Origin of the sequence: Cellvibrio japonicus Ueda107 (assembly GCF_000019225.1) — a bacterium.
Taxonomy (GTDB): Bacteria; Pseudomonadota; Gammaproteobacteria; order Pseudomonadales; family Cellvibrionaceae; genus Cellvibrio; species Cellvibrio japonicus.
On the sequence record NC_010995.1, the window covers coordinates 2,712,491 to 2,726,475 of the forward strand.

Consider the following 13,985-nt stretch of genomic DNA (forward strand, 5'->3'; position numbering starts at 1 on the left):
AAAATTCACCGCCCTAACGCGCCGCCACTGCACCCAGCAAGACAAACTCCGTTGGTTGCAAGCGTTTGGGCGTAATAGCCACCTTGGCAATCGCTCCATTAAACCAATGGATCTGGTTCATCCGCGACCCGATAGAGGTTTTGGCATGGGCAGCAATCGGCAAGTAATCAACCTCGCCGGTTAATTCCTGTATGCCATTGACATAGGAAATAAATTCTCGCGACTGGTAAGTCACTGCCGCGTGATACCACTCACCAACCTTATGTACCCTGGCAGGATCAATTAACGTGTATTGGGACAGTTCGGATTTGATATAGGCATCCAGGTACCACTGGCGCTGGTCGTTCAAGCGCAATTCAATCGTAATACGGCGGTTGGGATTATCTTCTGCCTCGATATGGAAAAAGCGCGGCTCAGGATTAGCCGGAAAGACATCATTGGGTTTAAACAAAATTTCAATGGTAAATTCAGTAGCTCCGCTCAGGGGATTCGCATCCACCAACAGGCGATCACCATCGCCATCGAAATGAACAACCTGTTTGCCAACACGGGGATTATCGGCAGCAATGACCTGTGGATTGCCCAAGACAGCCACGGGTGCACCGCCGATCTCTGCCAATGAATCCAACGTCCAGATCACCGACATAGCAGGCGCCGGGGTATCGGGCAAGGGCGCAACGGCCGTTTTGGCACAACCGGCAACTAATGCCAACAGGATAAAAACTGCACCAAGGTTTATATTTTTTTTCATAGCTACGCGCCTATCAATGTAATAGTAGTCAATACCAGAAACCTGGCCCTAGGACACCGAAAGAATTTATGCCGATAAAAATCCTGTGACAGGATAAAAACCGGGGGCATCTCTCAATGCCCCCGGTGCGCAGATTATTCGTCGAGATTATTATAGCTGCTTTGTTGTTGCTGTAAGGTGCGCTCAACATCACCTGGCGAGCCGGTATGCCGGGCGAGCAGGCTGTATGCCACAGGGACAAAAAATAATGTCAGGAAGGTGGCCAGCAGAATACCGAAAATCACCACAATACCTATCACAAAACGCGTCTCTGCACCGGCTCCTGATGAAATCACCAAAGGAATGGCACCGGCAACCGCCGTCAAGCTGGTCATCAGGATCGGTCGCAGACGCGCCGAAGAGGCATCCAGTAGCGCTTCGGTAAATTCCATACCGCGATCGCGCAACTGGTTGGCAAACTCCACAATTAAAATACCATTTTTTGCTGCCATCCCGATTAGCATAATCAACCCTATCTGCGAATAGAGATTGAAAGTACTACCTGTTACATACAATCCAATCATGCCTCCCAGTATCGCCAGTGGAACTGTCAGCATAATCACCAGGGGATGCACATAACTTTCAAACTGCGCAGCCAGTACCAGGAAAGTCACCAGAATACCCAGCACAAAAATAAACATAATGGAGCCACTGGCGGTCTGGTAATCGCGCGAAAGCCCTTTGTAATCAACAACCACCGTAGATGGCAAATGCTCGCGCACAAGCCCATTCAGATGATCCAGAGCCTCACTCAATGTCAGGTTATCTGCCAGGTTGGCCTCAATAGTTAATGAACGCATACGGTTGTAGCGATTAAGGCGACTGGCATCAGCAATTTCACGCAGCGACACCACATTGGAAAGCGGGATTAATTCACCGCTGCGCTCCGAGCGAACATACATATTTTGCAGACTGGTTGTTGTGCGCTGCTCATTGCGCTCCCCCTGCAAAATCACATCGTACTCTTCACCATCATCGATATAGGTGGTCGCACGACGCGACCCCAACATGGCTTCCAGGGTCCTCCCGATATTATTAACACTTACACCCAAATCTGCGGCGCGATTGGTATCAATCACCACTTCGATCTGCGGCTTGGTCTCCTTGTAATCCCAATCAATACCAGTTAACCCCGGATTATCCTGCTCCAGTTTTTCCAGCAAGGTATCGCGCCATTGGGCCAGCTCTTCATAGGTTCCACCACCCAGTACAAACTGAACCGGCTTTTGCGCCTGGGAGCCAAACCCCTGGCGCATGACCGGTGCTGCAGTCACACCCGGTAAATCTGCTAATGCTGCGCGGATTTCATCCATGACAACAAAGGCGTTGCGACGCAGGCTCCAGTCATTCATGACAGCAATGATCATCCCGGAATTAAAACTTTCAATAGCGCCAAAAGAGCGTGGAGCACGCACCATCAGGCGAGTCACCTCACCGCTATCCACATAGCGCATCATGCGTTTCTCAATTTCCGCCATATAGTCTTCCATGTAGGCATAACTCGCTCCCTCGGGGCCATTGACCATGACAAAAAATGTTCCCCGATCTTCACGTGGTGCATATTCCGATGGAATCACTCGCATCAAAAGAAACATCACACCCACCATGGCGACAAAAACAATCACCATTGGCGTTTTATGGGTTAAACACCAACGAATGGTTTTTTTATAGCGCACACGCAGTGCCTGCATACCCTCGTTGATCTTTTCAACAACCGGATTTTTGGTGTCGTGTGATTTTAATACCTTGGAGGCCATCATGGGAGACAGTGTCAATGCCACCAGCGACGAAAAGCCCACTGCTGCTGCCATGGTAATCGCAAACTCGGAAAACAAACGACCGATATCTCCCTTGAGGAATACAATCGGAACAAAAATAGCGATCAAAACCAGAGTCGTTGCGATAACAGCGAAGCCAACCTCCTTAACACCATCGTAGGCCGCCAGTAATGAAGGCTTGGCTTTTTCCTCCATGTGGCGAACAATATTTTCCAGTACCACAATAGCATCGTCCACCACCAATCCAATCGCTAACACCAACGCAAGCAGCGTTAACATATTGACGGAAAAGCCCATCACCGCCAGGACGGTAAAGGTCGCAATAATCGAAACCGGCACTGCCACCGCCGGCACCAGGGTAGCTCGCACACTCCCCAGAAACAGGTAAATAACAATCACAACCAGCACTAATGCAATACTTAGCGTGAGGTACACTTCATGAATCGCACGCTCAACAAATACTGAACTATCGTAGCTGTCCCTCAGGGCCATTCCCTCGGGCAGTATGGCATTGATTTTGTCGCGCTCGGCTTTAACACCACGCGCCACATCAATTGTGTTGGCAGTAGATTGTTTTACGATACCGATACCCACCTGGGTAACACCATTACCGCGGAACAGGGTTCGATCCTCTTCAGTACCTTTTTCCACCCGGGCAACATCGCCCAAACGCACCAAATAGCCATCATTACCACGCTTGATAACCAGTTGGTTGAACTGATCCACTGTGCGATAGGAGCGCGCCATACGCACGGTAAATTGTCGTTCCAGGGATTCAATGCTGCCAGCGGGCAACTCCACATTTTCAGCGCGCAAGGCCATTTCCACATCATTAACGGTCAGGTCGCGTGCCGCGAGTTCGCGCCGGTCCAGCCACACACGCATGGCATAGCGTTGTTCACCGCCAATACGCACACGTGCCACACCATCAATCACTGAAAAGCGATCAATTAAGTAGCGCTGTGCATAATCGGTCAGTTCCGGCATGGTCATGTTTTCACCGGCAAAATTGAACCAGATAATCACGTCCTCATCGGAGCTGACCTTTTGCACTTCCGGTGGATCAGCCTCATCCGGCAAGTTACCCAGAGCGCGGGATACACGATCGCGAATATCGTTGGCGGCAGCATCCATATCGTGCCCGGTATCAAACTGAACCACGATATTGGAAATACCGTTCTCACTGGACGATTCAATAAAACGTATCCCTTCCACACCCGAGATACGATCTTCGAGCACCTTGGTAATACGGGTTTCAACAATGTTGGCCGCAGCACCGGGATAAGTCGTGCGAATAGAAACAACAGGTGGGTCAATATTGGGGTATTCGCGCAATGTCAGCCGCTCAAAGGCAACCAAACCAAACGCGATCAACAGCATGGACAGTACAGAGGCAAATACCGGTCGCTTGATAGAAACATCCGAGAGTATCATCAGCGGCTACCCTCAATGCTTTTTCTGTGTTAACAGGTCAGATAAAGAACTGGCTTCACCGGATTGCTGCTCGGCAACAGATTTTTCCTCGGCGATAACACTGACTTTTTGCCCACCCCGAACTTTTTGCAAACCATGGGTAACCAGTTTTTCCCCTGGCGTTAAACCGTTTAATACTTCAACAGCTCCTGCCAGGCGCTCGCCAATGGTAATCTGGCGACGCTCAAGTACCCTGTCGCCATCCTGGTCGTGCACCACAAAAACAAAATTGTTACTTCCCAGGGGAACCAGGGCCGATTCGGAAATCACCATCGCTTCACGCTCAGCAGCGTTAAGGTTTACCAGCATCAACATTCCCTGCTTGAGTTCATGTCGGGGGTTATCCAGCAGAGCGCGAACGGTAATGGCCCGGGTCACCTGGTCGATCTGGTTATCGATACTGAATACCTTTCCCTTGAAAATCTTTCCGCCCAAATCATCACTTTTTGCCTCAATTGACAGGCCAACTGTCAGGTTGCGCATATAAATAGCCGGCACGGTAAAATCCAGCTTCATCCGGCTGTCATCATTCAATGTCGTAATCTGATCCCCCGGGGAAACCAAAGCTCCCACACTTACATTGCGCAAACCCACAACGCCATTAAAAGGAGCCAGTAGAATCAAATCCTTCAGGCGCGATTCCGTGGCGTTATAACGAGCGCGCGCCGCCTCATATTCACGAACGCGCTGGTCTAATAGCGCATGGGATGCGGCCCCGCGTTTGACCAGGGCATCAACCCGATCCAACTGTTTCCTGGCTTCATCTGTATTAAAGCGAGCCTCCTCCAGAAGTGCGGACTCCTCCCGACTGGTCATTTCAACCAGTACTTGCCCCTTGGCGACGCGCTGGCCATCTTCAAAGTTAATGCGCGTAACCGTCTTGGTAACATTGGGAGTCAGGGTAATGGATTCATTCGCGCGCAAAGTCCCCAGGGCTTCAATGCGTGTAGATAAGTTTTTAATACTCACAGGTTGAGTAATTACGTCGACCAGCTGTGCTCCCGGCGTTTGGGCATGCAAACCGGCAGCTAGCAATAATGTGCAAAAACCGCTCAAAAGGCAGGGCGGTAATCGTCTCATGGTGTACTCCCTATCAGGAGCCGTCCGGGATGTCTTGTCATTGATACCGGCAGGCTAAAATGTGGTTGATGGTCATTGATCTCTGTTATTAACGGCAGCTTATATATCAATATTTATCAGGCGCGTTTCGCCTTCTTTCAGGTGGCAGCCTGCCGCTGGATTTTTCTGGTACGACCGAAGTGGGATAAAGGATAAATGCTGCCATGATACAGCCAGCAACTTTAACACTAGTTTACAAAAAACAAGGACTTAAGCCGGTTTCACAAGGTGGAGGGTGTAAAGCTGACCTGTTCAGAATCAAGCACAATAGAAGCCGAATTAATGCAATAGCGCAGCCCTGTGGGCTCCGGGCCATCGGTAAACACATGTCCCAGGTGGCAATCGCACCGACGGCACAACACCTCTGTGCGATACATACCGTGGCTGGTATCCAATTGCTCGCGAACAGCTGTTTTAGTCGCCGGCGTATAAAAGCTGGGCCAACCGCAACCGGCATCAAATTTGGTATCCGCATCAAACAGCAGCTCACCACAGCAGCGGCAGTGATAACGGCCTGGACGAAACTCTTGCCAGTACTCCCCGGTAAAAGGCCGTTCTGTACCTTTTTCGCGACAGATGCGGTACTGCTCGGGCGTTAGTTTTTCGCGCCAGAGGGCATCATTGAATTTTTCGTTATCACTCATGATGATTTCCTTGACAGATCAACTAGTTAAGGTCGATTATTGAACACATTTCCAAGCCCGCTACAACCCGATTAACTCCAGCCATGCAAGGCATCTTACTGTAAATGAACCTGATTAAGAAATCCGACAAACTCAACGGGGTTTGTTATGACATTCGCGGCCCGGTACTCGAACACGCTAACCGCCTGGAAGAGGAAGGCCATCGTATTCTCAAGCTGAACATTGGCAACCCTGCCCCTTTCGGTTTTTCCGCCCCGGATGAAATCATCCAGGATGTTATCCACAACCTCTCCGCCGCCGAAGGTTATACCGCTTCCAAAGGCCTATTCGCCGCACGCAAGGCCGTGATGCATGAGTGCCAGCGCCTGAGCATCCCCGGCGTGGACATCGACGATATTTTCCTCGGCAATGGTGCCAGCGAATTAATCGTGATGGCGATGCAGGCATTGCTGAATAACGGTGATGAAGTCCTGGTGCCCGCCCCCGACTACCCGCTCTGGACTGCCGCTGTCAATTTGGCGGGCGGCAAGGCTCGCCACTATTTGTGTGACGAGGAGTCCGACTGGTTCCCCGATCTGGCCGATATTGAAAGCAAAATTACCGACAGAACCCGCGGCATAGTGGTGATCAACCCGAATAACCCCACGGGCGCGGTATACAGCCAGGATGTGTTAGAGCGCATTGTGGATATAGCGCGTCGCCATAACCTGATTATTTTTGCTGACGAAATCTACAGCAAAATCCTGTACGACGATGCCGAGTTTATCCCCATGGGCCGCCTGGCCCAGGATGTGCTCTGCATCAGCTTTAATGGTTTGTCAAAAGCCTATCGCCTGGCAGGTTTCCGCTCTGGTTGGCTGGTGATCAGCGGCGCCAAGCATCGCGCTAAAAGTTACATAGAAGGCCTGGAAATGCTTGCGTCCATGCGCCTGTGCGCGAATGTGCCGGCCATGTTTGCCGTACAGACCGCCCTGGGCGGCTATCAAAGTATTAATGAATTGATCCTCCCCGGTGGTCGATTGCGCGATCAGCGCGATGCAGCCATGAAAGCCATTTCGGCAATTCCCGGAGTTTCCTGCGTAAAACCCCGTGGTGCACTCTACCTGTTCCCCAAAATCGACTTGAACCGCTACTCCATTAAAGATGACCAGCAAATGGTGTTGGACTTCCTGATTCAGGAAAAAGTATTGCTGGTACAAGGAACAGCTTTTAACTGGCCTAATCGCGATCACTTCCGCATCGTGTTCCTGCCACGTGAAGATGATCTCAATAAAGCCATCTATAAATTTGGCGATTTCCTCTCGCGCTATGCACAGTAATTATCACCTGCAAAAAAGCCAGCATCTGCTGGCTTTTTTTGTTTGTCCTATTCGGGTTCGTTAATACCTGGCGGCAACTGATAAACCAATAATTTCAATTGCCGCTCTGGTTGCGCGTCAGGAAAGTCCGTGTGTGGAACCAGCCGCTCAAGTAATTTTGCCTCCGGGCAGGATGCTGCAAAAACGGCTTTTAAAAAGTCATCTCCCAATTCCGGGGCATTCAGGCAGGCCAGTACCAGCCCACCTGCCGGCATTAACTCCGGCAAACGCCGCACCAGCTTGGCGTAATCCTTCTGCGCGATAAAACTGCCCTTTTGATAAGAAGGCGGATCAAGAATCACCAGATCAAAAGGCCCACGACGCTTGATCCTCCCCCAGGACTTCAAGATATCTTCTGCAAGAAACTCAGCGCCGCGCTTATCCAGATTATTTAATTGATGATTGGCACGACCAAGGTTGAGTGCCGCACTACTCATATCCACATTCACGACTTTCTCCGCACCTGCCGCCAGGGCCACCACAGAAAAAGCACAGGTGTAGGCAAATAAATTCAATACACGCTTGTTGATGGCTTGTTGCTCAAGCCACTGGCGCCCCGGTTCCATATCGAGAAAAAAGCCGGCATTTTGCTGGCGAGCCAAATGCACATGAAAACACAACCTGCCACGACGGGCATACAGCGGTTCTGGTAAGTCGCCCCAAAACACCTGGCTGGGAGCACCCACCTGATAGCGGTGTTGTACGACCAATGCCTGCACTCCGGGAGCCAATGGACGCGCCGCAGAAGCCACCCTATCCACCCAATCAGGTGCAGGTGGTGTCTCGTAAAGCGTGAGCAGAAGTACAGGAGAGAAATAATCGAGCGTGACAAATTCCAAACCGGGAAAGCAGCGACCGCGACCGTGAAAAAGTCGCCGGCTTTCCTGCGCACGTGAAGGCCATGAGCCCAAGGCGTCAAGGATGGCTTGCATCGGCAACCTCCCCCATCACCGCACCATAGCCCACCGGATATAACACCGACTCCTGATAACCCGTGATAACCGGGCGATAGCCACAAAAAGCCCGATCCAATTCAGGATCGTTGGTATCCACCAGGAGCGGACGGCCGTTCAATGCCAGGATTTTTCCGCGAGCGGCGATCACCAACAGATTGTCGATGCCCACCCGACGCAACACCGCAGGTGATAACTGCTGGTTACCACGCCCCAATATATGCCCCTGCCCACCAATGGCGGTCACGATAATTTTGCAAGGCCCTTTGTGTTCATCCAGCAGGGCCAACAATTGTGTGGCAGACACATCACAGGCAATCAATTGGTTATTCAGCAACACATCAACGCCCAGTAAACTGCCTTGCAGTCCCAGCTGTTGCAAAAATACTTGTGTCGTAGAGCCTGGCCCGACGATATACAGGGTATCGTCTTGCAATTGTTCAATCAGGGTTTCCGCAGCATCCAACTGTGCCAACTCATCGCGCTCCGTACCGGCATTTTTCACCTGTTGCAGGAGCTGCGAATCTTCCGGCACTAGCAGTGTTCCATAAAAACGCGCGCGCACCAGGCCCTGGCGAAATGCGTCTTCGTCGATATCTTTCACATCGCGCTCGGCAATATTAACCAGTTTTCCAGTGAGGAATTGCTGCAAGATATCGCCTGCCGCTTCGGGAGAAATGGCATAAACCCCCGAATGCATTTTGACGCCGGAAGGAACACCCAGGACAGGTTGGCGGATACCCGCAACATCGGCAATCAGGCGCGCCGTTCCATCACCACCGGCAAACAGGATTAAATCCACACCTGCCGCCATCAGCGCACGAGCGGCAGCACAGGTGTCTTCTGCCTGCGTCGGTTGATACTGGGCCTGCCCGACAATCACCGTGGCAAAACCCAAGGCTTGGGCCACATCGGCGCCCATGTCCTGCGCAAAGCAATAAATCGCAATGCGATCGGCAAACGCAGTCACAGCATTCAATGTACGAGCCATGCGTGCGGGGGCACGCTGTTCGGCACCGCGAGCCAATGCCTCGCGGCGAATCGCTTCACCATCAGTTCCTTTCAACCCCACACTGCCGCCCAGGCCCGCATAGGGATTAATGATCACACCTAATTTAAACACAACGGAATCCCAGTACCGTCAACCAATGGCGTGCGGCTTCAGCCTGGGCTGACAAGCGAACCTGATAGTTATGAAATTCACGACGGCGCGGATAGTGTTTACGCAAATGATCAAATCCGGCCCCAAACTCACTGTTTCCGGCGCATGCCAACTGTGCCTGTTCACGCAAACGCGCATCGTCCGCCGCTATGTCATATACCTGTTTAATCAGGTGTTTGGCCAATGGCCAAGGCTGGGTCAATCCGGCAGTATCCAGAAGATTATCGTCCAGGGGGGGTACCAGTTCAGACAAGTCTGCCTGCGGAGCAACACCAATATGCTTGCAACAGGCCTGGTAGATCATTGCAGTACCATTTAACTTTCCATCATAGCTATAGCCGGCAATATGGGGAGAGCCAATAGCAACCTCGTTCAACAATTCGAGGGATATATCCGGTTCGGGTTCCCACACATCGAGGACTACGCGCACATCATGGCGCACACGCAAACAATCCAGTAACGCCTGGTTGTCCACTACGGCACCACGTCCGGCATTAATAAGTATGGCACCGGGGCGCAACTGGGCCAGCTCCCGCTCACCGACCAGGTGAAAGCTGGGATAGGAGCCAGTGGTGACCAAGGGTGTATGCATACTGATAAAGTCGCAGGCGAGTACATCCTCAAGGGACGTGAGATCCGGGTTTTGCGCCAAAGTCAGGTTTGGATCGTAACAGCGAACATCCACCCCCTGGGCCTTGAGCCGACGGTAAAGCAGGCCGCCAACATTACCGCAACCAATAATGCCAAAACGCCCATGCAGCCAATGAATATCCAGATGGCAAAGTGCCGCATAAACGTATTCCACGACGGAATTGGCATTGCATCCGGGCGCACTGGACCAGGCGATGCCCTGTTGCTCCAGCCAAGCCTGGTCCAGATGATCTACACCTATAGTGCATGTGCCCACAAAGCGGACACGACTTCCCTCAAGAAGAGCCGCATTAACGGGTGTTACCGAACGCACAATTAACACATCGGCAGCGCGAACATCCTCAGCTGTCATGGAGCGTCCCGGAAGGCGTGTTATTTCACCCAAATGCCCAAAGAATTCATTAACCAGGGGGATATTTTCGTCAGCAACAATCTTCATAACATCTCAATAACATTGGAGTAAGGTGCGAGCCGTCAAGACAGGTTAAACAACACTCAACAGCACATCGGACAAGTGCTTTTGGGTACCCTGTTTTTAGACCTTGGGGTAATCGCGGAAAAAAGTAATCCGCAGCAGTTGTGCTTTGGGGGTTTAGCATATACCTTATATAGTGATGGCGGCCTTTTATGCCATCTCCCGGGACTTGTCTCCCAGCTCACTAGGGGGGTGTATTATGAAGACCTCGAACACTGGCCACAACATGGATAATGTGGTTGATATCTTCACTCGGAAAACCTACTCAGCCCTTCACGACGAGCGTTTTATCCGCCTGGCTCCCGAGCTGGATGGCCTGGAAATGCTCTACTCCAATGACAGCTCCTCCGAAAAGCTCTATAGCCTGAAAATCCTCTGCTGGGGTTTGCGTGCCAATGGTGAAGTTGTCGGCCTGGTGCCCTGGTTGAATGATATTGTCCCCTGCCCCGAACTTTGTGACCCATTGAATGGACACTGGGAGGGCTATTATGACCCGGGTATTGATGAAGTTTTTTTCGACGCCCCCATGCACAAAGTCATCGAGCTGGAAACCGCTGCCGAGTACTACGAAGTCCAGTGCGAAAGTGGCGATGATGTGATCCAGGAACTGCCGGATACTATAGGTACCCACGCCGTGCTGGCAATGCCAGGTACCAAACGTTTAGCCTTGGTCGAAGTCGTTAGCTGGTGCCTGCATTACGATGGCAGTATCTACGCCATGATTACTGACCAGAGCAAAGTTGTCAGTACACCAGTGTTACCGGGCGACGAGTGTTTATACGAAGCCCAGGCTAACGAAAACTTCCGCTATTTCTTCCAGCATCAGATCGCTAACAAGATCAAAGCAGAAGATCCGGAGGCCCTGGCAGCTATATCCATGCTGGTAGATGGGCTCTAGCTTCATACCTTCCCCCATAAAAAAACGCCGCAAAAGCGGCGTTTTTTTATGGTAATGGCCAAATATTACTCGCCACTCAATCCGTAGGATTGCAGCACGCCATTCTGGAATACCATATTCAGCAAGCCATCAATATCCGGCGTTTGTACACCAAATGCACTGGCTACTGCCTGGGCCGTCATGATTTTTTCCACAATACCGTTTGCCTTGTACTGAAGGGTTTGGGTCTGGCCTTCAGTGGCGGAAGACACTGGCTCTCCCAAGAGCTGAACCACCTGTTCCTGCGTACTGACCCCGGGTTTAAGGTAATTGGACAGCGCCTGGTTAAGCAAAGCTTCCGGAGATGACACCTGCTGTTCAACAGCCTGGGCTTGGGTTGCCACACTCTGCGCCTGGGTATTCACTTCATTAGCCTTGTTAACGGCCTTATTCAAACCGCCCAACAAATCCACAGCCATAACGGGTGAGGACAAGGCGCCGATCAAAAGCGCAATACTGATAGATTGCTTCATAACATCTCCCTAAAACATCAGATTAAACTTCATCAATATCTCTTAATTGACTGATCAGACAGCAATTAAGGCGGCGCATAGTAACGCATATCCCATCAAGAAACTGTGTCATTTCTTACGAATTACGTAGATATAGGTGTCATCATCCTGCCTTTGTTCCAACATCTCATGACCCAAAAACAGGCAAAACTTGGGGACATCGCGTGTTGTTGAAGGGTCTGTCGCCGTCACTTGAATAATATCTCCACTATCCAGCTCCCTGACAGCCTTGTGCAATAACATCACAGGCTCAGGGCACAAAAGGCCACTTGTATCTAAATACTTCTTAATGTGTTGATTCATAGTTTCAAAACGTCTATCAAATTTCAGGCAAATAGCGATTTGGTTGCTATGCTTGGTTTAAATGGATGCTAAAGGGAGGGGATGAGTTTAATACCGGGGAACCCTGTTCGATGTCTCGGAAAATACCAGATTATTGTATGCCTGCCGATTTCTTTTGTCGCCACAACCTGGAGCTAAGCTTCCGCTTGTTGCGCAACAAACACCCACTGCTAGCCAACGCGCTGAAAATAGCGCTCGATGAGCTAACACCCGTTGATTACCAGGATTTGCATGCCAGTTATACCGGCGAGATGCTGCTTAACAGCGAGCTGATTGAAAAACTTTCACCCCAAGTAATTGGCCAAATAGTATCCAGTCTTACCAACCTTGGCCGCCAGGCACTCCAGCAGCAGGATTTACCTCCGCGGCATATAGCCGTAATGCGCACCTTGATTGAGGATTGGGTAGCCCTAACCGAGTGGATTCTTAACCACTCCAGCGCCGATACCGGCGACAAAACCTCATACCATTAATCAACGCCGCCTCGTGCATCAAAAGACGCGCAGGTAGCCCGTCACTTCTTCCCGGTCATGGTAGAGCTGTTTGAAATCCAGCTCCGCCCGCATACCGAGTGAGCCCAACTCCCCCAGTATCCGTGTCCGGCATTTCTGGACTTCCATATAGCGCTGTTTCATCGGCAACTTGAGATTAAAAATGGCTTGGCGACAATGTCCCTTGCTAAACCATTTGATCACCATACTGGATACCCGCGCCGGCTTATCCACGATATCGCACACCAACCAGTCAACAGGCTTTTTAGGTTCAAACAAAAAACCGTCGGCCAACACATGGGTCACCAATCCGGAATCCAGCAGGTCTTTGTCCATGGGGCCATTGTCGATGGCTTCTACATAGATGCTGCGCTGTACCAGCTGCCATGTCCAACCACCGGGCGCTGCACCAAGATCCACTGCGCGCATACCCGGTGCCAATCGTCTATCCCAATCGGCAGCGGGAATAAAATGGTGCCAAGCCTCTTCCAGCTTCAACGTTGCCCGACTGGGCGCAGATTTGGGAAGGCGCAAACGCGGAATTCCCATAGGCCAGGCTGAACTGTTATTGACGGGGGCTACACCAAGATAAGCTTCCGTACCTGACAGGAATACCAGGTGCAAGCGCCACGGACTTTTGCGATCCAGGCATTTATGTGCATCCAATGCCTTACCAAAAGGAAGCAGAAATTTTTTAACCAATGCAGACAGCGCTTTACCTTCGTTGGTATCAACTGTTTCGCCCGTTAAGTCACTAGTTTTCGGCAGTGCTCGCGCCGCTTCCAGCAACGGACTTACCCGGTCGGTTACAGGCAGGTCGCTCAGATTGCCAAAACCCGCAAACCACTGACGTACAAAAATCAATGACTGGAACGGAAGCTGCCGTATTAGCGTTTCAGCGCCTCGTTCATCCTGGGTGATAAAGACGACAAAAGCCGCATTATCTTTAGTCTTGCTATAACCATAAATTCCCTGGGCGGCAGCCAACTCTGTGATTTCAGCAGCGCATTCCTTTTCAAACCCGGGACGACAATGAAGGAATAATTGGTTCACAATGATCTCAAGTTATCAGGATAAAAATTGTTCAGCATCACGTTTAGGTAACAATGTAACACTCTCGGTTTTCTCATCAAACACAATGACAATATCACCGCATTCAAGCTGATACCTTACCTGCGACACTTTTGTACCCAGGGGGACTTCTTCCCAGCCGTAATCCGTACCCTCGCGGGTAATGAATTCTTCGATGAGTCCCTGCAGGGCCTCGGGAGATAAACGTTGATAAGGAATGATCATGTTA

The 13,985-nt window shown here is 51.0% G+C and carries 14 protein-coding genes; 3 read left to right on the forward strand and 11 right to left on the reverse strand.

Annotation, left to right across the window (positions count from 1 at the left end):
• Positions 1-13: 13 nt before the first annotated feature.
• The 4 genes from CJA_RS11425 to msrB all read right to left on the reverse strand — a co-directional run bounded on the left by CJA_RS11425 (position 14) and on the right by msrB (position 5,804).
• Positions 14-751 (reverse strand): LamG domain-containing protein, encoded by a 738-nt coding sequence (locus tag CJA_RS11425; protein WP_012487966.1) that lies wholly within the window; start codon positions 749-751, stop codon positions 14-16.
• A 134-nt stretch (positions 752-885) separates the two neighbouring features.
• Complete coding sequence (locus CJA_RS11430; protein ID WP_012487967.1) at positions 886-4,002, reverse strand: efflux RND transporter permease subunit; 3,117 nt, start codon at positions 4,000-4,002, stop codon at positions 886-888.
• A 12-nt stretch (positions 4,003-4,014) separates the two neighbouring features.
• Positions 4,015-5,121 carry an efflux RND transporter periplasmic adaptor subunit gene (locus CJA_RS11435; RefSeq protein ID WP_012487968.1) on the reverse strand — a complete coding sequence of 369 codons (1,107 nt, stop codon included), beginning with the start codon at positions 5,119-5,121 and terminating at the stop codon, positions 4,015-4,017.
• 260 nt (positions 5,122-5,381) lie between these two features.
• On the reverse strand, positions 5,382-5,804 hold the full coding sequence (gene msrB, locus CJA_RS11440; protein WP_012487970.1) for a peptide-methionine (R)-S-oxide reductase MsrB: 423 nt from the start codon (positions 5,802-5,804) through the stop codon (positions 5,382-5,384).
• 104 nt (positions 5,805-5,908) lie between these two features.
• Between msrB and CJA_RS11445 the strand changes: the two genes are divergently transcribed.
• Complete coding sequence (locus tag CJA_RS11445) at positions 5,909-7,123, forward strand: pyridoxal phosphate-dependent aminotransferase (RefSeq protein ID WP_012487971.1); 1,215 nt, start codon at positions 5,909-5,911, stop codon at positions 7,121-7,123.
• Between the two features lie 47 nt (positions 7,124-7,170).
• On the opposite strand, the gene CJA_RS11450 is transcribed toward CJA_RS11445, so the two are convergent.
• Genes CJA_RS11450 through pdxB form a run of 3 tightly spaced genes read right to left on the reverse strand, consistent with a single transcriptional unit; the run spans position 7,171 to position 10,367 of the window.
• A complete protein-coding gene (locus CJA_RS11450; RefSeq protein WP_012487972.1) occupies positions 7,171-8,094 on the reverse strand; it encodes a class I SAM-dependent methyltransferase in 924 nt (307 codons plus the stop codon).
• Complete coding sequence (locus tag CJA_RS11455) at positions 8,078-9,238, reverse strand: ATP-NAD kinase family protein (protein WP_012487973.1); 1,161 nt, start codon at positions 9,236-9,238, stop codon at positions 8,078-8,080. The genes CJA_RS11450 and CJA_RS11455 overlap by 17 nt, the downstream gene beginning before the upstream one ends.
• Positions 9,231-10,367 carry a 4-phosphoerythronate dehydrogenase PdxB gene (gene pdxB, locus CJA_RS11460; protein WP_012487974.1) on the reverse strand — a complete coding sequence of 379 codons (1,137 nt, stop codon included), beginning with the start codon at positions 10,365-10,367 and terminating at the stop codon, positions 9,231-9,233. The genes CJA_RS11455 and pdxB overlap by 8 nt, the downstream gene beginning before the upstream one ends.
• Positions 10,368-10,602: 235 nt before the next feature.
• Here pdxB and CJA_RS11465 point away from each other — a divergent pair, with 235 nt between their 5' ends.
• Complete coding sequence (locus tag CJA_RS11465) at positions 10,603-11,301, forward strand: hypothetical protein (protein WP_012487975.1); 699 nt, start codon at positions 10,603-10,605, stop codon at positions 11,299-11,301.
• Between the two features lie 65 nt (positions 11,302-11,366).
• Here the strand turns inward: CJA_RS11465 and CJA_RS11470 are convergent, their stop codons facing one another.
• Both CJA_RS11470 and tusA read right to left on the reverse strand, forming a co-directional pair.
• Entirely contained in the window at positions 11,367-11,813 is a 447-nt protein-coding gene (locus CJA_RS11470; protein ID WP_012487976.1) for a hypothetical protein, read from the reverse strand.
• 108 nt (positions 11,814-11,921) lie between these two features.
• Complete coding sequence (gene tusA, locus CJA_RS11475; RefSeq protein ID WP_012487977.1) at positions 11,922-12,155, reverse strand: sulfurtransferase TusA; 234 nt, start codon at positions 12,153-12,155, stop codon at positions 11,922-11,924.
• Positions 12,156-12,292: 137 nt separating this feature from the next.
• On the opposite strand from tusA, the gene CJA_RS11480 reads away from it, so the two are divergent.
• Positions 12,293-12,667, forward strand: a complete 375-nt coding sequence (locus CJA_RS11480; RefSeq protein ID WP_148208859.1) for a hypothetical protein — start codon at positions 12,293-12,295, stop codon at positions 12,665-12,667.
• Positions 12,668-12,685: 18 nt separating this feature from the next.
• Here CJA_RS11480 and rlmM read toward each other — a convergent pair whose 3' ends face one another.
• Together rlmM and CJA_RS11490 are read right to left on the reverse strand one after the other, a co-directional pair.
• On the reverse strand, positions 12,686-13,738 hold the full coding sequence (gene rlmM, locus CJA_RS11485; RefSeq protein WP_012487979.1) for a 23S rRNA (cytidine(2498)-2'-O)-methyltransferase RlmM: 1,053 nt from the start codon (positions 13,736-13,738) through the stop codon (positions 12,686-12,688).
• A 15-nt stretch (positions 13,739-13,753) separates the two neighbouring features.
• On the reverse strand, positions 13,754-13,981 hold the full coding sequence (locus CJA_RS11490) for a YheU family protein (protein ID WP_012487980.1): 228 nt from the start codon (positions 13,979-13,981) through the stop codon (positions 13,754-13,756).
• Between the last annotated feature and the right edge of the window lie 4 nt (positions 13,982-13,985).